The organism is Margalitia sp. FSL K6-0131 (genome assembly GCF_038008735.1).
GTDB classification, from domain to species: Bacteria; Bacillota; Bacilli; order Bacillales; family Bacillaceae_C; genus Margalitia; species Margalitia shackletonii.
Genome location: NZ_JBBOZS010000001.1, coordinates 2,289,256 through 2,312,948, shown reverse-complemented (window position 1 = coordinate 2,312,948; position 23,693 = coordinate 2,289,256). Strand labels below are relative to the sequence as shown.

Genomic DNA, 23,693 nt, shown 5'->3' with positions numbered 1-23,693 from the left:
CATTAATAACAAAAAAACTGTTGATAAGCAACAGTTTTTTACACTTTTCTGTAGAAAAATGTATCCTCAATTTCAAGTCCATACTTTATAGGATTAAAAATTTGTTCTGTACTTCCAACAAAAAGCACTCCGCCTGGTTTAAGCGCATCACTAAATTTTTGATATAATATTTCTTTTGCTTCCTCTGTAAAATAAATTAACACGTTTCGGCAAACAATTAGATCAAAATTCTTTTCAAATCGATCCGCTAGCAAATTATGTTTTTTGAAAGATACTGTTTGTTTTATTACATCAGCAATTTCATAATAATCGCCTTGTTTTTTAAAGTACTTTTCTTTTGCAGACATAGGTACTTCCTGTAATGACCGTTCAGGATATACTCCTATTTTTGCCTTTTGGATGGCATTAGCATCAATATCGGTAGCCAGTATCGAAATTTTGTTTAGTGGTATATAGTTTGATAAAACAAGCGATAATGTATATGGTTCTTCACCAGTTGATGAAGCCGCACTCCATACTTTTATTGTTTGATTATTTTTTAATAGTCTTGTCAGAATTTTATTCTCCAGAACATCCCATCTTTGTTTATTACGGTAAAATTCCGACACATTAATGGTCATTCGATCTAAAAATTGATTAAGTAAATCTGCATCACTATTTAGCGCTTTAAAAAAATCATGAAATGATGTATAGCCCTTTTTTTCATAAAAAGTAGTGAGTCTCCTTTTCATTTGTGCTTCTTTATATAACGCTAAATCTATTCCTGTCTTTCTTTTTATTTGAAAGATAAAATCTTGATAATCACGATCCATGCCTGTACTCCCAAAGGTATTTTTTAAATTAATTATAGCGAAAGATTTTCACTTTAGACAAAAAATTTTTTCAAAATGAAAAAGGATTGGTAGTTAACCAATCCAAACGTTATTAATAAATCCATTCATTTATTAATTTTGTATAATCTACTAATTCTTCTGACTTAAAGAACAGACCAATTTCTCTTTCTGCACTTTCAGGAGAATCAGAACCGTGGATAATATTCTTTCCAACAGTGACACCAAAATCACCGCGAATTGTTCCAGGTTGTGCATCCTTTGGATTTGTAGACCCCATCATTTGACGAGCTGTGGCAATGACATTTTCACCTTCCCAAACCATCGCAAAAACAGGGCTGGATGTAATAAAATCAACTAATTCTCCAAAGAAAGGACGTTCTTTGTGTTCGCCATAATGTTTTTCAGCTAATTCAGTCGAAACTTTCATTAACTTAGCACCAACTAAATGAAAGCCTTTTTTCTCAAAACGGGAAACAATTTCACCGATTAATTGTCTTTGTACCCCGTCAGGTTTCACCATTAAAAATGTTTTTTCCATTATTACCACTCCTAGTTATGTATCTTGTTGATACGGGCAAATACCCATGAAAATAGTAACATTAATAACGGAATTTGACAATAAGTTATTGATAACGCTTTCGAGATATATAAGTTTTTCAGTAATAAATATAATTCCTAACAAAATCATTTGATATTTAAGCTTCAGCATTTTTATCTTTTATAAATTAAAATTTTCGCTTGCCGACAAAATTAGCAATATCAATTAATGACTTTTTTGTTCGATTTTCAGGAAGGTCTTTAATGACGGATAATGCTTTTTGTAAATAGCGTTGGCTTATTTTGTGGGCTTTTTCAATTGCACCTGTTTCTTTAATAACAGAAATAATTTCTTTCATTTCTTCTTTATTCAAATTCTCGTGTACCGTTAAAATCTTGGTTCTGGCATTCATATTATTCATTGCATAGAGGACCGGCAGTGTAATATTTCCTTGGAGCAAATCATCTCCTGCAGGCTTTCCGAGCACTTTTTCCGTTCCTGTAAAATCAAGAATATCATCCGTAATTTGGTAGGACATTCCAACATAATATCCGAATTGATAGAGCTTTTTATGTATATCTTCACTTGCGCCAGAAACGATTGCCCCTAATTGGCAGCTTGCCGCAATTAATAAAGCTGTTTTTCTTTTAATACGTCTTAAATAATCTCTTAAATTTTGGTTAAATCGATATTTATCTTTTATTTGTTCAATTTCACCTAAACACACTTCTGTAATTGTATTGGCTAAGATCCGATGTGCCTCGACATTTTCGATTTTAGTCATATACTCTAAAGAACATGCCAAAATATAATCTCCAGTATACATAGCAATTCGGTTATCCCATTTTGCCTTTACGGTGAGCTTTCCTCTTCTTAGTTCAGCATCATCAATAACATCATCATGAACAAGCGAAGCCATGTGTATTAACTCTAACGCCACAGCAACATTCTTAATTGCTTGGATATCATATTTCCCAAATTTCGCGGAAAGCAATACAAAAATTGGTCGCAGTCTTTTTCCACCAGCTTCAATTAGATTAAGTGATGCTTTTTGAATCAGATCCGAATCAGAAGTTATTGCCTTATGCAGCTCTTTTTCAATTAGATCAATATCCGCTTTCATAAACGAATACATCATTTGTAATTTCATATTATATCCACCCAGCTTATTGTCTCTCTTTATACCCTATATGCGATGCAGCCACACCCCCGCTGTATGGCTTATATTGTATATTGATAAATCCTGCTTTTTCAAACATCACAGCTAATTCTTTCATTCCCGGAAAATCTCTAGCAGATTCTTGGAGCCAGGAGTATTCTTTATAACTCTTCGCCAATAGTTTTCCTAGAACAGGCATGATAAAGCGAAAGTAAAAATAATACCCTTGTTTAAATCCAAACATAGTCGGCTGTGAAGTCTCCAAGCAAACTGCCATTCCGCCAGGTTTCACAACACGATACATTTCTTTTAACACATGCATATAGTCAGGGACGTTTCGGAGACCAAATCCTATTGTGACATAATCAAAAGTATTATCATCAAATGGGAGTTCCATTGCATTGCCGTGGATTAACTCTACCTGCGGTAACCCTGTTACTTTTTCCTTGCCAATTTTCAGCATATTTTCACTAAAATCTAGCCCGTATACTTTTCCATTAGATCCTACTGCATTTGCCAGAGCAATGGTCCAATCGGCGGTTCCGCAGCAAACATCAAGAGCTTTGGCACCTTCCTTGACATTCATTTTCTTCATCGTATCTCGGCGCCATTTTAAATGTTGCTGAAAACTAATAACGGAATTCATTTTGTCATAATTATCATAAATATTTTCAAATACGGTATGGACACGTTCTTCCTTTGTAGACATAGCTTATCCTTCCTCCAAATGTAAATTAAAAACAGTTTGACGTTCCATCACCAAAAACTTTATTCTTTGGCCTAATAAAAGACTAGGATTTTTTAGCTCTTTCAAATATTCCTTTAACCGGTTTTTTGAAAAAGTTATGTATTGATCATATGTATCGGTAATTCTTCTCTTCATTTCAGCTGATAATTGGTGAAATAGTACTTTTTTTGTTGGGAAAATACATTTGACAAGTCCTTCAAATAATGCCGATGTTTCGCCACCATTCACCATTTCTCTTTCCCTTATTAGGCGATTTAGGAACAAAATGTCTTCCACAATCGGATACAGATGACTGCTTCCAAAATAACTGCAAAATTTGGTTACAATTGTTGACTCTGCATTCTTCAGGTTATTCATATATGTATCAATGTCATTATCTTTATTTCGATAAAGTGCAATTTTAGATTCATTAACGATTTTAATCCCTTCTGCTAATACTTTTATTAAAGGAATATTATCAACTTCCGCTAAGATTTTATAATATAATCCGCTAAAGTAATCTCCGGATAGAACTAAAAGCTGTCGTTTTTTTAAATCCTCACCGTGGTTTGTTACTTTATCATGGGTATCAAGGGCAATTTGAATAAGCATAGCACTAGTGACAAACTTTTCCACATCATTCTTTGGAATATTTTGATCCACCATACTATTTAATAAAAGAATAATGCGGTCTTCATCGATGAAGGGAAGCTCTATGTATTTAGTTAAATAATGATGTGTAATCTTTTGTTGGACGTTCTCCTTTATAGAGGCCACTAGATTTAATGATTCTTGCAATGACATAACCCTTAATCCCCATTTCTTTCCTGGATATATATCTTTTCTTATGCTTCATTTAAGAAAGCTGTTATCGTATAAAATGTTTTTTTATAAAATATTAAAATCAAATTAATTATATTCACCAGGGCATTTTTTCGTAATTTTTAAACATTGTTTCATTTTAAAGTAAATATTTGCAGGTATTCTAAAGTACCAATAACAATAAGTTTACGAAAAAAGCCATTAAAAATAGAACAAAATATATTATAACATAAAAATATTTAAACTGTATGTATTTGTGATTTATTTCACTAGTTTCGATCATTTCATGACTTTTATTTCTTCGATTCACTGTTTAATTCAGCAATACTTGTATAAATTTTAGCATTTCCTCTAATCTTAATGGCTGATGTATGCTCCGTAAACTGAGCAATCATTACTTCTCCGCGATCTAATTTTTCCGTATGATGGAATCTAGTATCAGTTCCTCGCGTTAACCCAATTACACTTACTCCATCATCTACAGCCTTTATTACGATAAAATCATTAGTTCCATTTGGTGTTGGCATTGAACTTCCTCCTTTTTTGTTAAAATTAATCCCTCATTATGGAAAGAACTTCGGACCTTACTGAATTATTCGTTTTAAAGATGCCTCTCGCAGCAGTAGTAATTGCTTTCGTTCCTGGTTTTTTTATACCACGCATAGTCATACACATATGCTCAGCTTCCAGCATAATCAATACCCCCATTGGATTTAGCTTCTCCATTAACACATCGGCAAGGTTAGTCGTAATTCGTTCCTGTAGCTGCGGTCTGCCTGCAATAGACTCAACAGCTCTGGCTAATTTGCTTAAACCAGCAACTTTTCCATCTTGCGGAATATACGCTATATGTGCCTTCCCATAAAAAGGGATAAGATGGTGCTCACACATAGAAAAAAAAGCTATATCTTTTACAAGCACTAATTCTTCATGATTTTCACTATAAATGACATCAAAAAATTCACTCGGATCCTGCTTTAATCCTGCAAAAATTTCCTCATACATTTTTGCTACACGTTCTGGAGTATCTACTAAACCTTCACGCTCGGGATTTTCACCAATGGCCTCTAGAATCATTCGAACACCTAGTTCAATTTTCTTTAAGCTTGCCTCGTCCACCTAATATTCTCCTTATTTACATATTAGTATCACAAATATCGTTACATGCTGATCTATAATACAAAATAATAATGATAGCTTTTTAATATTAGCACACACTACGATGGTCAGCAAAATTCAATTCAGCTTTTATCCATGCATGAAACAATCCAAAGAAGGGAAAATAAAAAGGACTGCGAAATGCAGTCCTTTTAATATACGCTCAAAGTAAAGTATGTACTTATTTAACAGCGTCTTTAAGCGCTTTACCTGGTTTGAATGCAGGCACTTTGCTAGCTGCGATTTCGATTTCTTCACCAGTTTGTGGGTTACGTCCTTTACGAGCCGCACGTTCACGAACTTCGAAGTTACCGAATCCAATTAGTTGTACTTTATCGCCATTTGCTAATGCGCTTTGAATAGTATCGAAAATAGCATCAACAGCTTTTGTCGCGTCTTTTTTTGATAATTCTGTGCTTTCTGCAACAGCATTGATTAGTTCTGTTTTGTTCATGCCATTCACCTCCTCCCAAAAAAGGAACATTTTTTTGTTAAATATTACATTTGTAAACAAATTAAACGGTTTCTATACATAAATAGTGAAAAAACCGTAAAGAACGTTGTTGATTCCTGTAACAACAACAATTCTGATAAAAGATTATCATATTAAAATTGGCTTAGCAAGAATAAATATTGATTTAATGGGAAACTTTTCATAAAAACACAAAAAAAGTGCCATTTTTTTTAGATGGCACCTCTTTTTGCCTATAAAATGATGGCGATTAAACCACCAGATCCCTCATTAATGATTCTTTCCAATGTTTCTTTTAGTTTATACCGAGCATTTTCCGGCATAAGCGAAAGTTTAGCATGAATCCCTTCTCGGACAATTGAGCTTAAATTGCGACCAAAGATATCAGAGTTCCAAATGGACAGCGGATCATCCTCAAAGTCCTGCATTAGGTACCTTACTAGTTCTTCGCTCTGCTTTTCTGTGCCGATAATCGGTGCAAATTCAGATTCCACATCTACTTTTATCATATGGATGGATGGTGCTACTGCTTTTAGACGTACTCCAAATCGTGATCCTTGTCGGATAATTTCAGGTTCGTCAAGACTCATATCCTGCAGGGATGGAGAGGCAATTCCATAACCTGTTTGCTTCACCATTTTCAACGCATCGGAAATTTGATCATATTCTGTCTTTGCATGGGCAAAATCCTGCATTAATTCAAGTAAATGATCCTTGCCGCGAATTTCTACCCCCACAATTTCTTTTAATACCTGATCGTACAGTTCATCAGGTGCAAATAAATCAATTTCCGCTACACCTTGACCCATTTCAATTCCTGCTAATCCAGCATTTTCAATAAAATCATACTCATTGAAATATTGAACAACACGATCTACATCTCGTAGTCTCTTAATGTCCTTTACTGTTTCTTTCACGGCTTCTTGATAATTTTCCCTCAACCAATGATTTTCTTTTAATACCATTACCCAGCTCGGAAGATTAACGTTGACTTCCAGAACAGGGAATTCGTACAACGCTTCACGAAGGACGTTTAAAACATCCCCTTCACGCATACTCTCCACTGACATCGCCACCACTGGAATATCATATTTTTCGGCAAGCGACAATCTGAGTGATTCTGTTTCTGGGTGATGTGGTCTAGCAGAGTTAACTACCATAATAAATGGTTTACCTACTTCCTTTAATTCGGCAATTACTCTTTCTTCAGCATCCACATAATCATAGCGTGGTATTTCCCCAATCGATCCATCTGTCGTAATTACGACTCCAATTACGGAATGTTCTTGAATAACTTTTCTCGTACCGATTTCTGCTGCCTCATGAAAGGATATTGGTTCTTCATACCAAGGTGTATGGATCATCCGCGGACCATTTTCATCTTCATAGCCTTTCGCACCTGGCACAGTATACCCTACGCAATCAACGAGACGAATATTTACATCAAGACCTTCACCAACATGTACTGAAACAGCTTGATTAGGAACAAATTTTGGTTCTGTCGTCATGATCGTCTTTCCTGCCGCACTTTGCGGTAATTCATCTTGTGCTCTATTTCTGTCTGCCTCATTGGAGATATTAGGTAAAACAACCAGCTCCATAAATTTTTTAATAAATGTAGACTTACCGGTACGAACTGCTCCCACCACTCCTAAGTAAATGTCTCCACCAGTTCTTTCAGCGATATCTTTAAAAATATCTACCTTTTCCAAGAAATTCCCTCCCCACATTAAGTTACCGGGACTTTACATCCGTTAAATATGATTGGACAATATATGTGTATGATGTTGTCCTATTATGATATGACTATAAAGAGTAATTTTTTTATAGATTTAATTATAATTAGTGTTCAAAAAGATAGATAAGTAATGTTTAGCTTCAAAAATATTGAAGACTAGTACACTGTTTCGTCAAACCTAGTTTGTGTTAGCTTTTTTGAACAACCACTTATAATAAATAAAAACCCTTCCTCTACAATATATATTGTCTGAGAAAGGGTTATGACTATTTTGTCATAAAGACTGGTTCATTTTTTTTATTTATAGTGTAGGGCAATGAATAAGCGGGTACAAAGGAAGAATGTCTTGTTAATAAAGGCCTGATGTCATCACCCTGTTTGTAAGAAGTATGATCCTTTTTAAGTGCTTGATATAAATCCATGCGATAATCAACAAATATATTACCTGAACCATTGATAACAAAAGGAAGATTGTTATTTGTATATGGCGATACAACATATTGTTCATCTTTATATCCTAGTTTCTTAAAGTTAATGGAATAAACATTATATGCAACTTGCTTACCAAACGGCGGATACCCTTGGGCAGCAATACGTATCTTAATTTCACGTATTTTTTCAGCAATACGCAAATCAAATATTTTAACAGCTGGTTTTGTTTCAGCATTGATAATAACATATTGAAAGATTCCGCCATTTTCATATGAATTTCCAGGCGGTTCGGACATGTATCTGTTCTGGATTAATTTATTAAAATCTACTGGATATTTTTCATATATTGATGCACTTTTTTCCTCCGTTTTAATTGGGAGAATTCCATCATTATCTTTTTGAAACTTTTCGACAGCTGTTTGTACTGTTTGTATTTGGTCATCATAAGGAACTTGATTTTTTGCAAGCTTGTCTTGAGGATACAAACATCCGCTCAATAATGAAATAGAGGTAATCAGAATAACGCCAAGTATTATTTTTTTCAAACCTATGGGACATCCTTTCATGGTTATATAAACCAAATAAATTAAATATTAAAATTCCTTTCAAAATCAACTAGCTGTCCGTCGGGCCGCTAAGTACAACATAAAACATCATTAATCCGCCTACTATTAAACATATGTATGCTACTAAAGCAGTAATAAATTTAAACGCCTTTGATTTCAACTTGTATCTGCTTACATATATGGTTACCATTGCTATGGCCATAATCCCCATTGCAGCAATGGAAATCCACATTTTGAGCATGGACAGTGACATCCATCAAACCACCTTTATAAAATATTTATAAAATTAAAAGAGTGCATACCCGCCAAATATTATATCATAAGCGAATAAAAATGGAATGATATGACTTTGACAGGAAAATGAAATGTATTCATATATTCCCTAATAAATTGTATTTTTTGGATGAGTGTTCGGGAAATACAAAAAAAAGAAGTAAGGGAGCGTTACCTTACTTCTTAATAAAAAATAGACAAATACCCATACCTTTGGCTTAAAGCTAATTACTTCATAGCATTTTATGCCACATTGTTCTGGTTGGCATCCTCGAATGCCCATATAATTAAATTCTTGTCTATGGATATCCCTTTTAGACAAAAAATTAATCCCCAGTGAAAAATTCAAGAAAACCTCAGTTGGATATTAGCATTAAATTTTTTCGATGCAAATGGTTAATCAACCAATCCATTAGTTAAATCTTCCATTTCATTTGTTTTTAATCGTCCCATTAATTGATCCACTGCTTCCTTTGGATTATTATCATTAAATAGAACGCCATATAAACTTTCCGTTATCGGCATTTTTACATTATATTTTTCCGAAAGCTGATAGGCCGCTTTTGTCGTTCTTACGCCTTCCACTACCATCCCCATGCTTTCTAAAACTTCATCTAGTTTTTTTCCTTTTCCCAGCATATTACCAGCACGCCAATTTCTAGAATGCACACTTGTGCAAGTCACTATCAAATCCCCAATTCCCGATAAACCTAAGAAAGTTAAGGGGTTTGCCCCCATCTTTGTACCAAGACGTGCAATTTCTGTTAACCCTCTAGTAATGAGTGCTGCCTTCGCATTATCTCCATACCCTAACCCATCAGAAATTCCTGCAGCAAGGGCAATTATATTTTTTAATGCGCCGCCAATTTCCACACCAATTACATCAGGGTTTGTATAGACACGAAAATGTTGATTCATAAAAAGATCCTGTACCATATTTGCCGCATCCATATTTTCAGATGAAACTGTCACAGTTGTAGGATGTCTTAAACTAACTTCCTCAGCATGACTTGGTCCGGAAAGGACGACGATATCTTTAAGTACGGAAGAAGGTAATTCCTGTTCGATCATCTCTGAAATTCTAAGTAGTGAATCTGGTTCTATTCCTTTACTTACATGAACAATGGTCAAAGGGAATTTTTGAAATTCACGTATTTTCCCAAGGACTTCTCGAATAGCCTTTGTCGGAACTGCAAGAATGATTATGTCCATGCCCTCCAAAGCGGCTGACAGTGAACTTATCCCAACAATTGTTTCCGGCAGTTTTAAGTTAGGTAAGTATTTTTCATTAGTGTGCTTACTATTAATCTCGTCGATTTGTTCCTGCTTATGTCCCCACAATCGTACTTCATGGCCATTATCCGCCAAAACTAATGCTAATGCCGTGCCCCAGCTCCCTGCTCCGATAACAGCTACTTTTTCTTTTACATTTGACATGATATCACCTGCACATGTGTTATTTTCTTTGACGTGATAAAATTCGAATTGGTGTTCCTTCAAAATTAAACGCATCACGAATTCGATTTTCCAAAAATCTCTCATATGAAAAATGCATTAATTCAGGATTATTAACAAAAACAACAAAGGTTGGTGGTTTTACCGATACCTGAGTGGAATAATATATTTTTAGCCTTTGTCCTTTATCTGTAGGGGTTGGGTTCATAGCAACCGCATCCATAATAACTTCATTTAAGATGCTGGATTGCACCCTTAAAGCATGATTTTCACTTACCATCTTAATGACAGGTATTAGTGTATTGACCCTCTTCTTCGTTTTAGCAGATAAAAATACAATCGGCGCATAGCTTAAAAAGAGAAAGTGCTCTCTAATCGTTTCTTCAAACTTCTTCATTGTTTTCTCGTCTTTTTCAACTGCATCCCATTTGTTCACTACAATAACGATTGCTCTTCCAGCTTCATGAGCATAACCCGCAATACGTTTATCTTGCTCTCTTATTCCTTCTTCACCGTTTAACACAACACATACTACATCTGAACGTTCAATAGCTCTTAGAGCACGCAATACACTATACTTCTCTGTGCTCTCGTATACTTTCCCTTTTTTTCGCATTCCTGCCGTATCAATTATCACGTACTCTTGATCTTCAAACGTATAAGTCGAATCAATTGCGTCCCTAGTGGTACCTTCTATATCACTTACAATAACACGTTCTTCCCCTAATATAGCGTTCACAAGTGACGATTTCCCGACATTTGGACGGCCGATAAAACTGAATTTAATAACATCTTCATCATATGATGTTTCATCCTGCGCAGGAAAATGCTTCGCAACTTCATCCAATAAGTCTCCTAAGCCTATTCCATGAGCACCCGAAATCGGAAAAGGTTCCCCAAAACCTAGTGCATAAAAATCATATATTTGATCTCTCATTTCAGGATTATCAATTTTATTTACTCCTAATACAACTGGCTTTTTAGAACGATACAAAATTTTAGCCACCATTTCATCAGCAGATGTTACTCCCTCACGGCCACTTACAATAAAAATAATGACGTCCGCTTCATCAATGGCAATCTCAGCTTGGGCACGAATTTGTTCTAAAAACGGTTCATCCCCAATATCTATACCGCCTGTATCGATAATATTAAAATCATGAGTCAGCCATTCCCCTGAACTATATATACGGTCTCTTGTAACGCCGGGAATATCCTCTACAATGGAGACACGTTCCCCCACAATTCGATTAAAGATTGTCGATTTCCCCACATTTGGACGACCTACAATAGCGACAACTGGTTTTGCCACTTTCATCACCCTTTCATATATTTCAAATTTCATCTTTTATTCGACATTTCATATCCGTTATTTTGTCCATCACGCTAGCAAAAACAAATATTTATACACCATCATAAGTGATATATCTCATGGGTAATAATGCATAATAATCAAGAAATCCATTCCATTCATTATAAAGTATTGGAATGAGCACTAGCTTTAATAGTTTAACAATAATATGTTTTGCAATCAATGAAAGTTTATTTTCCTTTTCTCAAAATTTACACCTATTCCCTAACCCTTAACCATGTTTTTGTTTTCCAATTGAGTTCTTTAAAGACATGCTGGAAGATATATACCGGATAAAAAACCAGGTTAAAGAAATAAATAAATAGATGGTATAAGTGTCTAAATAATCACCAGAGCAAGCACTATAAGAAAATCCCCATTTAGACAATATAACCCCATAAACTACTTCTCCCTGAATAGTACCTAGAACGGAACAAACTAGGTGAGAAAATAAATTTTTAGGAAAAAGAATTTGTGCAATAAAAAAAATAAATATTGCCGACATTAAATGATAATCGAAAATGATCCATACGGGATCATATAAGGTCATTAATAAAAAGCCAGTATATCCGGTAACCATGACAATAATAGCAATCATCATAAATAATCTTTTTACAAATGAAAGATAAGTAATATAAACATATCCAATAATAAGAAGAATAATAGCTGGAAGTTGAATGCTAAATGGGGATATATGAATTTTATATGGATATACGATTAATAATATTAAAGAAAGCAAGGCTAACGGAAAACGATATTTATGTTGTTTATGCATAAGAAAAGTGGCGACGATCCATGTCCCCCACAAAAAACCAATAAAAATTGAGCCTGACACTCCAATCCCTCCCATCACTAACCATTATTCATTATGGGAAAATAAAAAAAGTTCTAATCGTGAATAGCAAATATTTATGGAGATATCCTTAAGATATAAGCGGATCAAAACATCAGGGTGTCAAGGCATCACTCAAGTTATCCCTGTTGATCCTTTTTAACATAACTAAAGGGGGTGTTATGGATGGGTAAAGACAGACAAGAAAAGAAGTTAAAAAATAGCAGGAGAGTAGAATCTGATCGAGATCAAGCATTACATTATGACGGCGCAACCAAATTAGAAGGTCCTGAGGAAGCAAGGAAAAGACAGCGTGGATAATTTGCAAGTGAGAAATAAAAAAGGAAAAGAGCTATATTAACGATGAGCCCTTTTCCTTTTTGGTTAATTTTTTAAACCTTTTAATTTATCTCCAATCATTTCACCGAGTTGGAAACCTTTTGCTTCCTCCGGTAATTCGTATTCAACATGATTGTCGGCTTCTTTTTCTTCTAATTCCTTAATACTCAAGGAAAGTCGTTGTTCTTTTTCATTTACATCTAAAACTTTCACTTGAACTTGTTGCCCTTCTTTTAATACCTCATGTGGAGTACCAATATGTTTGTGGGAAATTTGTGAAATATGAACAAGGCCTTCTACTCCAGGTAATACTTCCACAAATGCACCGAAGGATACGATTCGTTTCACTACTCCAGTTAAAACGGAATCTACTGCGGCTTTTTCTTCAATATTAGTCCAAGGTCCAGGCTGGGTTTCTTTTATAGACAAAGATATACGCTCATTATCTAAATCAACAGAAAGTACCTTTACTTGTACCTTATCACCTTCTTGAACAACTTCCGAAGGCATCGAAACATGTTTATGGGAAAGTTGAGAAATATGAACTAATCCGTCTACTCCTCCAATATCTACGAATGCACCAAAATTAGTAATTCGCTGTACAACACCTTCCAAAATTTGACCGGCACTAATATTCTTTAGTACTTGTTTCTTCTTTTGTTCCTTCTCTGTTTCAATAACAGCACGGTGAGACAGGATAAGACGATTTTTTTCTTGATCTAATTCAACAATTTTAAATGATAATGTTTTACCTTTATAATCCGTGAAATCGTCAACATAGTGATCCTCTACTAAAGATGCAGGCACAAATCCCCTTACACCCAGATCAACTACAAGACCGCCTTTCACTACATCATTTACTAAGCATTCGAAAACTTCTCCAGTTTCAAAACGCCGTTTCATTTCTTCCCATGCTTTTTCAGCATCTGCTTTTCGCTTAGAAACAACTAGAGCATCTTCTTCCACTTTTGTTACGACTAATTCTAGTTCGTCTCCTTCTTTTACTACATCTGAAGCATGCTCAACATGCAGACTTGAAAGTTCGCTTATTGGAATAATACCATCAAGTTTACTTCCAATAATTGAAACAAGCACTTGCTTTTCTTCAATTTTGGTTACAGTTCCTTTAACTTTATCATTCTCTGAAAAAGTTCTGACTTCTACTTGATTCATATCCTCTGTCATATGTACTCCTCCTTAATCGAACTGCTGAAATCTTTCTGCTTTTCCTATTTGCTTATTATAAGGAACAAGCGACAAGAATTTTCAGTTAAAAACAGAATGATTTTTATGACTTTATCATTCTAATATCTAATAATTCAAAAAGATATTCTCTCTACTAACTTCTTACAAATATGATATTTTGTCAAGTAAAGTAGTCGCTTATCGATGTTTTTCCAAAAGCATGCGAATATTATTCATAATGACTTCAGTTACCTCATCCGCACTAGCTTTATTTTCTCTGTAGATATCCATGTCAATTGGTTTTCCGTATATAACTTTCAGCTTTTTAAAAGGTTTATACGGGCCGATAATTGCACAAGGAACAATATGTGCATTTGATCTTAAAGCAAAAAAACCTGCACCTGCAAGCCCCTTACCAAGCTCACCAGTCTTACTGCGATGTCCTTCGGGAAATAATCCTAATACTTTATTTTCTTTGAGAACCGCTAAACCTTTTCTAAGCGCCTCACGATCGCTCATTCCTCTTTTAACAGGAAAGGCATTTAAATTAGTCACTAAAGTTTTAATAACTGGTGTGTTAAATAGCTCTTCTTTAGCCATAAAAACTACAGGTCGCGGACATGTAATCCCTACTACTGGCGGATCAAAGTTATCAATATGATTTGAACATAAAAGGACACCGCCTTCTTTAGGAAATGTTTCTAAACCAATAACTTCCATTCTGTATAGCGGCCTAAAAATCGAATTGACTACTGCTTTAGCAAATGAATAAAATGTCACGCCATTCCAATCCTTTCATGGACAAGATGCATAATGTTATCCACCACCTCATTAATGTTTAACGAAGTAGTATCTAACTCAATAGCATCTGCTGCTTTACGCAAAGGAGCTACTTCTCTTTCAGAGTCTAATTTATCCCTTAATTCGATTTCTTCTTTAAGCTTATTTATATCTGAGGGAAATCCTTTAGATATATTTTCTGCATGCCTTCTTTCTGCCCGTTCATCCACACTTGCTAATAAAAATATCTTTAATTCAGCATCCGGTATGACATGTGTTCCTATATCTCTACCATCCATCACGATACCGCCATCCTTTGCCAAATCCTTTTGGCGCCTAACCATTTCTTCTCGTACAGAACGATATTTTGATACGATGGATACAGAATTTGTCACCTCTGACCCGCGAATTTGATTGGTAACATTCGTCCCATCGACAAAAACTAATTGTCCATTTTCACTTGCCATTAGTTTGATATCTGTATTAAGCAAAAGATCTGCCAATGCATTTTCATTATCTAAATCCACCTGATTTTTAATGGCCTTATATGTTAATGATCTATACATCGCGCCTGTATCAATATAAATATATGATAGCTTTTCTGCGATAATCTTAGCTACTGTACTTTTTCCAGCAGCTGCTGGTCCATCAATTGCAATACGAATTTTTTTCATTGCCTATTCACCTACTAATCATAACCTAAGTAATTAATCTTTATTATATTAACACAAAAATGGTAGATAAGTGATACAATCACTTTTGTTTTTGAAGATAAAAACAGAAAAAAAGACAGGAAAACTTTCCGTCTTTATTGATTCTTCTTCCATGTTTCCATGATTGGTGTTTCATTTTGATGATTGACGCCTTCGTAAAACGTTATTCTTTGCAAGTCTTTCATAACTTGAAATTGACCGAAAATAAATTGAAAAAATAGTAGTAATAGGACATGGCAAATAACTATTTTAATCATCCAGCGTTCCACTATTTTCATCCTTCTCACCCCAACGAGTAAATTGCTCTTCCATCGTTTACAGTATAGGGATTTGAAAAATGATTTATACTAAGAAAAGCGAAAGCGCCTTGCTCATCGGCGTACGGATTTCGTAGTCGCAGGCTCGAGATAAAGGAAACACAGTGAGGTAGTTCACGAACTGATGTTGACTTATCGTAGGGAGGAGACGGAGAAATCCGCTAGCCGATAGGCGCTGGAGCTAGACAGTTACACTATTTTTTATAATCTAAATCGTAATTAATTTCTTCTTTTTTAAGAAAAAACTCAGGATAATAATCCTTTTTTCCTGTGTTCTAACTGCCTTTCAAAGCAAAATCTTAATAATGACTGTTTTTCTTTCGCTGAAATATCTAAAAATTTTAGCGATGCTACATTCTTACCATCACTTTCCCACATCCGAATCACAGAAAAAGGCAAGCGAAGGTATACATGTCCCGTTTGTAAAGGAAGAACAAATAAGCCTTCTCCCTCTTCATTTTGATCCACTTTTATATTTCTGGGCAAAAGTACTGCACAACCGCCAGCACTGATATCTTCCGTAATTGTAGGTATCAGTTGTTTAGATTGAGGCAATGATACAGAAACATCTACTGCTGTTTCTATACGTACAAATTGTCTTCGCTGAATCTTTTCTAAATGATCAGCACCTGGAAAATGAAGAATAATTAAAGGAATGTTTTTTTTAACCTTCCCTATTACTTGAGTCCTAAATTTATATGCAACGTTATTTTCGGATATATACACAACATTTAAAGTCATTGAATTTACCAAAAATGTTGTTCTGTTGGTTTTAGTATTAATAGGATAATCGATATAGATTCGATCTCCTTCAAAATCCGCTACCTTACATTTGTATTGTTCATCTGCGTCATTATCTAGTGGTTCTAAAGTTAAAGACATTCCAACTTTTAACATAATTTCCGTAACCCTTCCCTGTCATTTATCTTAATACTATAACTATTTTATCAATAAATAAAGTAATATTGCATTAGATTAATGTTAAATTTTTCATTTTTATAATATAAAAAAGAAAAGCTGATCAGGCTTTTCTTTACAAGGCATTTTTATAAATTGGTTCAGCATTTTTTAGTTTTTCTACTTTTTCCTCTATTCCATTATCAGCATTAATATAAATTCGATACGTGTCATTTCCTAACGTGCCAATAAATTCATAGCAAAGAACTTCCTCATTTAAATCATTCACAATGACAGCTAATCGATCTTCCATAATTTTTAGTTTTGGATTAACATACCCTTTTGCTTCTGCCATACTTAAAGCTGGTTTAGAAATATTCCGCATATGATGATTTTGCAGATAATCTTCCGTCGTGAATCCAATAACCTGCCCATTATCAAGAGCTATTTTTATTTTAATCGTTTCAGGATAAATCCTTACTCCATTTTGAACAGTGGCAAAAGAATATACTCCTACTGTATCATATTGGGAACTTTCAAAAACTTGCATTCCACTAAAATGATGATTATTTAAAAAGCTTGCTGCATATTTTTCACCATTATTTAAACTGATTTTTTGCTTTCCGATAGCACGTTCATTCATATACCAAATCGGGTAGCCGCCCTTTTTACTAATATCCATTACTTCCTCACGATTATCTGTTCCTCTCATTGTTATACTATAGAAACCAAATTTAGCCCCTTTTCTGTTTTCCGTTATGTTCACCACGTTGGCATTTTTAATATTAGAATATTTCTTCGCTATTTGTCCTGCCCTTGCCTTCGAAATAACTTTCCCTTGAATATGTTGGTATTCTTCATCCCTTTTACTGAAGCTGACAAAGGAAGGATTATCCATATTTGCTTCATCATATCCTTTAGCTGTTTTTTCTACAGTTTTAAATCCATCAATAATCGTATTGTCTGACGCTTCTTTTCCGTTTGCCAATGCCATTTCTACATCCATCCATCTTAAATTATTATTTAAAACTAAATGTTGTACATGACGAAGTTCATTTTGGATATTTTCACTTTGGCCATACAATTTTTTTAATGTATTATATTCTTGGTCCGTTAATGGTTTTTTGTCCAAATCTCTAATAGCTGTTTGATAGCTGAAGTTTCCTATTTTCGATAGAAACTCATCTGTCTTGTTAAACGGCAATAATGTTAGCGGCAACTGCCCTACACTGCTGTGTGCTTGCGAAGTCAATCTCCAAACTTCTGCTAGACCAGGTGATAATGATTTTCTAGAATTCATGGCGAGTGTAGTGCCAATCTTATCGTGCAATAAATCCATTTGAAATGCCAGGTCATGGAAAGCGCGTTGATAATTGTTTTCCGAGTTGATTAATATTGCATTTTTTTCTCGATGTTCCTGATATCCCCATACGGCTGTACCCACTACTCCGAGTGACAAAACGGTAATTAATATGCCTCTGAACAACTTTCATCACCCCTTATTTACAAAAGATATGTTTACCTATTTGTTTTATTTGTGGTCTTCCCCAAATCCATTTACTAGTTGCTGTTGCCGGATTAAAGTAATATAAAGCATTTCCCGTAGGATCCCAACCATTAATCGCATCCATTACTGCTTTTTCTGCAGTCTTATTGGGGGTTAACCATATTTGGCCATCTGAAACTGCTGTAAATGCTCCTGGTTGAAAAATAACCCCCGAAACAGTATTAGGGAAAGACGGACTGGAAACTCGATTTAAAATAACAGCTGCTACCGCTACTTGACCCTCATAAGGTTCTCCTCTTGATTCCCCGTAAACTGCATTGGACATTAATCGAATATCATTTTGAGAGTAGCCATTTGGTACATTTGATGCTGTGACATTGGATGTATTATTTGCTGTATTTGGCTTGGTGGAATTTGATTTAGTGGAAGAAGAATTCGTCTTGATTTGTTTATTAATATCGACTCCGCCATAATAGGTAAAATCATTACCTTTTTTTATTTGCCCCATAACAAAATCCCGATTGTAATTCGAAGCTGCTACAAGTTTTGCTTTTGTGTCAGCTCCTGCCAATCCATCTATGGGAAGTCCAAATTTTTCTTGGAAATTCCTCAATGCCCAGTATGTACCCCAGCCAAAGACTCCATCAATTTTCCCATTAAAGAATCCAATATTTTGTAATCGCGCTTGTAATTCTATAACATCGTCACCTGTAGCACCTCGCTGAATAACTTGATTCGAAAAAGCTTTTGCGTCGTGGTGCTGATTTGAAATAGTAAAAAAGGGTACCATCACAATTACGAAGAAAACTTTCAGTAAGGTGCTATACTTCATGAATCTAACCCTCCAAAAATGATGTAGAATTACCACTAGTTTTTGAAATAAGAGGTATTTTATTCAAGAAAATATAAAGAGTGGTGGGATTGGAAAAGAGGAACAACTACGAATATGAAAATTCACAGAGTAGCTTTTAACATCATCATACAAAAAAGTAATAGGATTCGATTTTCCTATTACTTTTATTTTTCCAATGCTTTTCGATGAAGTTTTTCTGTCAATATATGTGCATGCTTTACTTTTCTTAAGCCATACCACCAGAGAAAAAGCATAAAAGGAACCATGCAATAAATCCAATTTTTAACTGAAATAAGGATGAAATCATATATACCGTGAAGAAGAAAGGAGATAAAAAAGGATAAAAATAGCCACTTTATATATTTTTTATCACTGGAGAATTTTCCTTTTCCAAGATAATATCCCATAACGACACCAAATAAAGCATGACTAGAAACCGGAAGCAATGCACGTCCAATGGCAACCTCGATGCCATTGCCTAACAGTGATAAGATATTTTCCACCGTTGCAAAACCAAGGGAAACACTGACTCCATAAACAATTCCATCATATGGTTCATTAAAATCACCATGCATATAAACTGCAAAATACAAAATAAACCACTTGAAAAATTCCTCTAGTAAGGATGTACTTATAAATGCACTCCCTATTTTTCCTTGAAGTACATTTTCCGTTATAAGTACATGTTGTATAAACATAATTGGGAACGTAAGAATAGCCCCATACATAAAGGATTTAAAAACTAACAAGATAGGTTCTTGTTCATATTGATCCTTTAGATAAAAATAGCTTAACAATGCTAGACCAGGTGCAATACCTGCTGATATAATTACCAGCATGAAACGCCCTCTTTTCTTTCTGTTTTCTTAATCGTATCATGTATATATACGGATGGAAATAACATAATCAAAAAGCACTATCCAAATGAACAATACTGCCCTTATATGCAAGGCAAATTAACTAATTATACATCGTTGGGGGAAAACTTATGAAAAAAAATATTTTAATCATTCATACAGGCGGGACAATATCTATGTTTGAAGATCAAGAAACCGGAGCAGTAAAACCCGGAGAGGAAAATCCTTTAACCTCACAAACATCGATTCTTTCTGATCTTGCCAATCTAATTATTAAAGAACCATTTAATCTTCCGTCACCGCATATTACTACAAATGAGATGCTTTTCTTAAAAGACTTAATTGAAGAGGAGCATCAAAAAAATAAAATTGATGGCGTAGTTATTACACACGGAACTGACACACTAGAAGAAACAGCTTATTTTCTTGATCTGACGATACCTTTTGATTTTCCAATCGTGGTTACGGGGGCGATGCGCTCAAGTAATGAAATTGGTTCAGATGGTCTTTATAATTTGATTTCCTCGATTCGAGTTGCAGCTAGTGATGGCGCAAAAGGAAAAGGTGTTTTAGTCGTTTTAAATGATGAAATTCATACAGCGAAAAATGTTACGAAAACCCATACAAGCAATGTTTCCACTTTTCAAAGTCCACAGTATGGACCTATTGGCATCGTTGCAAAGCAAGGAATCATTTTTCATCATCAGCCTACCGATCGAGAATACTATAATGTAAAAGATATTTCTAAGAGAGTTGCGCTTATTAAAGCTCATGCAGGAATGGACTCTTCTCTGTTTTTCGCCATCCGAGATATGAAGTATGAAGGGGTTGTCATTGAAGCATTGGGACAAGGGAATTTGCCCCCTGCAACAGTAGAAGGTATTAAAGCGCTATTGGACGAAGATATTCCTGTTATATTAGTTTCCAGATGCTTTAACGGAATTGTACAAGATGTATATGGCTATGAGGGCGGCGGTAAAAGACTAAAAGAAATGGGTGCCATTTTTTCTAATGGTCTCAATGGTCAAAAAGCAAGAATCAAACTTTTAATAACATTATCTTATACACAAAATATTAAAGAGATTGAAGAAATATTTCATCACTGAGAATAAATCCATAAGTGCTGAAGCCAGACGCAGAAAAAATTTTTAAGTAGTTATCCAAAGGGATAATTTTAAGAAATAAACTCCCGCCTTTTCGCGGGAGTTTATTTCAGTTCACGTTTTTTTATCGAATTTGCAATTAGTCCGCCATGGAAACGTCCATTTTCAATAAAGATTTCATTCGCATTATTTCCAGCAGCAATCACACCGGCAATAAAAATACCTTCTATATTTGTTTCCATTGTTTCTTCATCAAAAATGGGCTTTCCGGTTTCCTCATCAATATTAACGCCCATATTTTGAATAAATCGATGGTCAGGATGATAACCAGTCATCGCAAATACAAAATCATTTTTAATTTCCTTTTTGATTCCATTCACATCATAAATTAAACTTTTCTCTTTAATCTCTACGACATTAGCGTTAAATTCCATTTGTATCGCTTCGTTTCGAACAAGGGAGTCAAATTCAGGCAAAATCCATGGTTTGACGCTTTTGGAATACTCACTTCCCCGATATAAAACAGTGACCCTTGCACCTGCTTTATTTAGCTCAATGGCAGCGTCTACAGCAGAGTTTTTTCCGCCAATAACGGTGACATCCAAATCAAAAAAAGGATGGGCTTCTTTAAAATAATGGTGAACTTTTTCTAAGTTTTCACCTGGGATATTCATATAATTGGGGTGATCATAATAACCAGTAGCGATAATTACATACGAAGTATTATATTGCCCTTTTGATGTGGTTACGATAAAATCACTCTTATGCTTTTCAACCTGCGTTACCACTTCGTAGCGATGTATTCTAATCTCTTTTCTTTTCACCACTTCTCGATAATAAGTTAAGGCTTGATTTCGCTTCGGTTTAAGGTTTTCCGTAATAAACGGAACTTCTCCAATCTCGAGCTTTTCACTCGAACTAAAAAAGGTTTGGTGGGTTGGATAATGATAAATGGAATTTACAATATTCCCCTTCTCTATGATGAGCGGACTTTTACCGATATCCTTCATGGCGATTGCCGCTGCTAAACCACATGGACCACCGCCTACAATAATACAATCCTCGCGTTGCATAATTTCACCTCTATAAATACACTGAAATTCAGAATTCAATTGATATACAATAATGTAATATCGAATGGTGCTTTAAAACATTATATCCTTAAAAATAAATAAAGCCCCTATCAACATGATAGGGGATAACTATTTTTCCTGCAATGAAATTGAATGCAAAAAGAAAAATTAAAATAAGTCCGGCAATAAAGGCTCTTTTCTTTAAGCTTGTTACTTTTGTAATTAGAACTAATAAGTTCCTTAATTCGGCTTTAGAATGGATATCCCTATTAAAGAAAAGATGCCCCAATCCTAAACCTATTTTAAAAGTCTTACTACAATACGAAAATCATAATTTATCAGGAATAAAGTCCATTCAGAATTAAATCCAACCTCTAAAACGTGATGCTTCTGCAGCTTTTCTTACACCAACCATATATGCCGCAAGTCTCATATCAACTCTTCTAGTTTGGGAAGTATTATAAACATTTTCAAATGAATTAACCAAAACTTTTTCAAGTTTTTCATCAATTTCTTCTTCAGTCCAATAGTAGCCTTGATTATTTTGAACCCACTCAAAGTAAGAAACTGTAACTCCTCCAGAAGAGGCTAGTACATCGGGAACTAATAAAATTCCGCGTTCTGTTAAAATTCGAGTAGCTTCAAGTGTAGTAGGTCCATTTGCAGCTTCTACAACAATCTGAGCACGAATATTATGTGCATTTTCTTCTGTAATTTGATTTTCAATAGCTGCTGGCACAAGAATATCACAATCTAATTCAAGTAATTCTTTATTTGAAATCGTATTGTCGAATAGTTTCGTAACGGTACCAAAACTGTCTCGACGATCAAGTAAATAATCTATATCAAGACCATCTGGATCATAAAGTGCACCATATGCATCGGAAATCCCGATTACCTTTGCACCTTCATCATGCATGAATTTGGATAAAAAGCTTCCGGCGTTACCGAATCCTTGAACTACTACACGAGCACCTTTAAGATTAATGCCTCTGCGCTTTGCAGCTTCATGGATACAAATTGTTACACCTTTTGCAGTTGCAGATTCACGACCATGTGATCCACCTAGTACTAACGGTTTTCCAGTAATAAATCCAGGAGAATTAAATTCATCAATTCGGCTGTACTCATCCATCATCCACGCCATAATTTGTGAATTCGTGAATACATCTGGAGCCGGAATATCCTTTGTAGGACCTACAATTTGACTTATAGCCCGTACATATCCACGGCTTAACGCCTCAAGCTCTCGGAAAGACATTTCACGAGGATCGCAGATAATGCCTCCTTTACCTCCTCCATAAGGAAGATTCACAATTCCGCATTTTAAAGTCATCCAGATAGACAATGCTTTTACTTCATTTTCTGTTACATTTGGATGAAAGCGAATTCCACCTTTGGTAGGACCAACGGCATCATTATGCTGTGCACGAAATCCGGTAAAAATTTTAGTAGTACCATCGTCCATACGAACCGGAATTTTTACTGTTAACATTCTCATCGGTTCTTTCAACAATTCGTACACTTCTTCAGGGTATCCAAGTTTTTCTAATGCTTCATGGATAACTGTTTGTGTTGATTTTAAAACATCGTGTTTTTCTTCTAATGCTTTTTGTTCTGCACCCTTCTCGGCTGCCATTATTGCAAACCTCCTAAATAATCACTTAAGTCAAAAAAAGTATCAGCCTTTCAGACATAGTATACACTTTTAAT

26 protein-coding genes are annotated in these 23,693 nt (G+C 34.9%); 2 read left to right on the top strand and 24 right to left on the bottom strand.

The annotated features are described in order from the left end of the window. Positions 1-38: 38 nt before the first annotated feature. The 14 genes from NSQ59_RS11260 to NSQ59_RS11195 form a co-directional block, all read right to left on the bottom strand. A complete protein-coding gene (locus NSQ59_RS11260) occupies positions 39-812 on the bottom strand; it encodes a CheR family methyltransferase (protein ID WP_055739439.1) in 774 nt (257 codons plus the stop codon). A gap of 112 nt (positions 813-924) precedes the next feature. Then, positions 925-1,371 carry a nucleoside-diphosphate kinase gene (gene ndk, locus NSQ59_RS11255; protein ID WP_055739438.1) on the bottom strand — a complete coding sequence of 149 codons (447 nt, stop codon included), beginning with the start codon at positions 1,369-1,371 and terminating at the stop codon, positions 925-927. 187 nt (positions 1,372-1,558) lie between these two features. Further along, on the bottom strand, positions 1,559-2,521 hold the full coding sequence (gene hepT / locus NSQ59_RS11250) for a heptaprenyl diphosphate synthase component II (RefSeq protein ID WP_055739437.1): 963 nt from the start codon (positions 2,519-2,521) through the stop codon (positions 1,559-1,561). Between the two features lie 16 nt (positions 2,522-2,537). Continuing rightward, positions 2,538-3,239, bottom strand: a complete 702-nt coding sequence (locus tag NSQ59_RS11245; protein WP_055739436.1) for a demethylmenaquinone methyltransferase — start codon at positions 3,237-3,239, stop codon at positions 2,538-2,540. Positions 3,240-3,242: 3 nt separating this feature from the next. After that, entirely contained in the window at positions 3,243-4,061 is an 819-nt protein-coding gene (locus NSQ59_RS11240) for a heptaprenyl diphosphate synthase component 1 (RefSeq protein ID WP_055739435.1), read from the bottom strand. Positions 4,062-4,372: 311 nt separating this feature from the next. Further along, positions 4,373-4,606: a trp RNA-binding attenuation protein MtrB gene (gene mtrB, locus NSQ59_RS11235; RefSeq protein WP_055739434.1), complete on the bottom strand. Its 234-nt coding sequence runs from the start codon at positions 4,604-4,606 to the stop codon at positions 4,373-4,375. Between the two features lie 25 nt (positions 4,607-4,631). Further along, a complete protein-coding gene (folE, locus tag NSQ59_RS11230; RefSeq protein ID WP_126648624.1) occupies positions 4,632-5,198 on the bottom strand; it encodes a GTP cyclohydrolase I FolE in 567 nt (188 codons plus the stop codon). 220 nt (positions 5,199-5,418) lie between these two features. After that, on the bottom strand, positions 5,419-5,691 hold the full coding sequence (locus tag NSQ59_RS11225) for an HU family DNA-binding protein (protein ID WP_055739433.1): 273 nt from the start codon (positions 5,689-5,691) through the stop codon (positions 5,419-5,421). Positions 5,692-5,942: 251 nt separating this feature from the next. Then, the gene (spoIVA, locus tag NSQ59_RS11220) at positions 5,943-7,421 is read right to left on the bottom strand and encodes a stage IV sporulation protein A (protein WP_055739432.1); all 1,479 of its coding nucleotides are present in this window, start codon (positions 7,419-7,421) and stop codon (positions 5,943-5,945) included. Between the two features lie 292 nt (positions 7,422-7,713). Further along, entirely contained in the window at positions 7,714-8,424 is a 711-nt protein-coding gene (locus NSQ59_RS11215) for an LptM family lipoprotein (protein WP_055739431.1), read from the bottom strand. 70 nt (positions 8,425-8,494) lie between these two features. After that, complete coding sequence (locus NSQ59_RS11210) at positions 8,495-8,698, bottom strand: DUF2768 domain-containing protein (RefSeq protein ID WP_055739430.1); 204 nt, start codon at positions 8,696-8,698, stop codon at positions 8,495-8,497. Positions 8,699-9,114: 416 nt separating this feature from the next. Next, entirely contained in the window at positions 9,115-10,155 is a 1,041-nt protein-coding gene (locus NSQ59_RS11205) for an NAD(P)H-dependent glycerol-3-phosphate dehydrogenase (RefSeq protein ID WP_055741197.1), read from the bottom strand. Positions 10,156-10,174: 19 nt separating this feature from the next. Continuing rightward, the gene (gene der / locus NSQ59_RS11200) at positions 10,175-11,485 is read right to left on the bottom strand and encodes a ribosome biogenesis GTPase Der (RefSeq protein WP_055739428.1); all 1,311 of its coding nucleotides are present in this window, start codon (positions 11,483-11,485) and stop codon (positions 10,175-10,177) included. 271 nt (positions 11,486-11,756) lie between these two features. After that, a complete protein-coding gene (locus NSQ59_RS11195; RefSeq protein WP_055739427.1) occupies positions 11,757-12,359 on the bottom strand; it encodes a YphA family membrane protein in 603 nt (200 codons plus the stop codon). A gap of 183 nt (positions 12,360-12,542) precedes the next feature. Between NSQ59_RS11195 and NSQ59_RS11190 the strand changes: the two genes are divergently transcribed. Beyond that, on the top strand, positions 12,543-12,677 hold the full coding sequence (locus NSQ59_RS11190) for a YpzI family protein (protein WP_083489282.1): 135 nt from the start codon (positions 12,543-12,545) through the stop codon (positions 12,675-12,677). Between the two features lie 63 nt (positions 12,678-12,740). Here the strand turns inward: NSQ59_RS11190 and rpsA are convergent, their stop codons facing one another. The 8 genes from rpsA to prsW form a co-directional block, all read right to left on the bottom strand. Next, entirely contained in the window at positions 12,741-13,880 is a 1,140-nt protein-coding gene (gene rpsA / locus NSQ59_RS11185) for a 30S ribosomal protein S1 (RefSeq protein WP_055739426.1), read from the bottom strand. Positions 13,881-14,078: 198 nt separating this feature from the next. After that, entirely contained in the window at positions 14,079-14,660 is a 582-nt protein-coding gene (locus NSQ59_RS11180) for a lysophospholipid acyltransferase family protein (RefSeq protein WP_055739425.1), read from the bottom strand. Next, positions 14,657-15,334 carry a (d)CMP kinase gene (gene cmk, locus NSQ59_RS11175; RefSeq protein WP_055739424.1) on the bottom strand — a complete coding sequence of 226 codons (678 nt, stop codon included), beginning with the start codon at positions 15,332-15,334 and terminating at the stop codon, positions 14,657-14,659. The genes NSQ59_RS11180 and cmk overlap by 4 nt, the downstream gene beginning before the upstream one ends. A gap of 134 nt (positions 15,335-15,468) precedes the next feature. Then, positions 15,469-15,651 (bottom strand): DUF5359 family protein, encoded by a 183-nt coding sequence (locus NSQ59_RS11170; protein WP_055739423.1) that lies wholly within the window; start codon positions 15,649-15,651, stop codon positions 15,469-15,471. 285 nt (positions 15,652-15,936) lie between these two features. Then, the gene (locus tag NSQ59_RS11165) at positions 15,937-16,587 is read right to left on the bottom strand and encodes a flagellar brake protein (RefSeq protein ID WP_055739422.1); all 651 of its coding nucleotides are present in this window, start codon (positions 16,585-16,587) and stop codon (positions 15,937-15,939) included. A 136-nt stretch (positions 16,588-16,723) separates the two neighbouring features. After that, positions 16,724-18,073 (bottom strand): germination protein YpeB, encoded by a 1,350-nt coding sequence (gene ypeB, locus NSQ59_RS11160; RefSeq protein ID WP_055739421.1) that lies wholly within the window; start codon positions 18,071-18,073, stop codon positions 16,724-16,726. A 13-nt stretch (positions 18,074-18,086) separates the two neighbouring features. Then, on the bottom strand, positions 18,087-18,884 hold the full coding sequence (gene sleB / locus NSQ59_RS11155; RefSeq protein ID WP_055741196.1) for a spore cortex-lytic enzyme: 798 nt from the start codon (positions 18,882-18,884) through the stop codon (positions 18,087-18,089). A 227-nt stretch (positions 18,885-19,111) separates the two neighbouring features. After that, positions 19,112-19,786, bottom strand: coding sequence for a glutamic-type intramembrane protease PrsW (gene prsW, locus NSQ59_RS11150; RefSeq protein WP_055739420.1), 675 nt, complete (start codon positions 19,784-19,786; stop codon positions 19,112-19,114). Between the two features lie 149 nt (positions 19,787-19,935). Here prsW and NSQ59_RS11145 point away from each other — a divergent pair, with 149 nt between their 5' ends. After that, entirely contained in the window at positions 19,936-20,910 is a 975-nt protein-coding gene (locus NSQ59_RS11145; RefSeq protein WP_055739419.1) for an asparaginase, read from the top strand. A gap of 101 nt (positions 20,911-21,011) precedes the next feature. On the opposite strand, the gene NSQ59_RS11140 is transcribed toward NSQ59_RS11145, so the two are convergent. Beyond that, complete coding sequence (locus tag NSQ59_RS11140) at positions 21,012-21,980, bottom strand: YpdA family putative bacillithiol disulfide reductase (RefSeq protein ID WP_055739418.1); 969 nt, start codon at positions 21,978-21,980, stop codon at positions 21,012-21,014. Positions 21,981-22,341: 361 nt separating this feature from the next. Further along, positions 22,342-23,619: a Glu/Leu/Phe/Val family dehydrogenase gene (locus NSQ59_RS11135; protein ID WP_055739416.1), complete on the bottom strand. Its 1,278-nt coding sequence runs from the start codon at positions 23,617-23,619 to the stop codon at positions 22,342-22,344. Positions 23,620-23,693 lie beyond the last annotated feature (74 nt).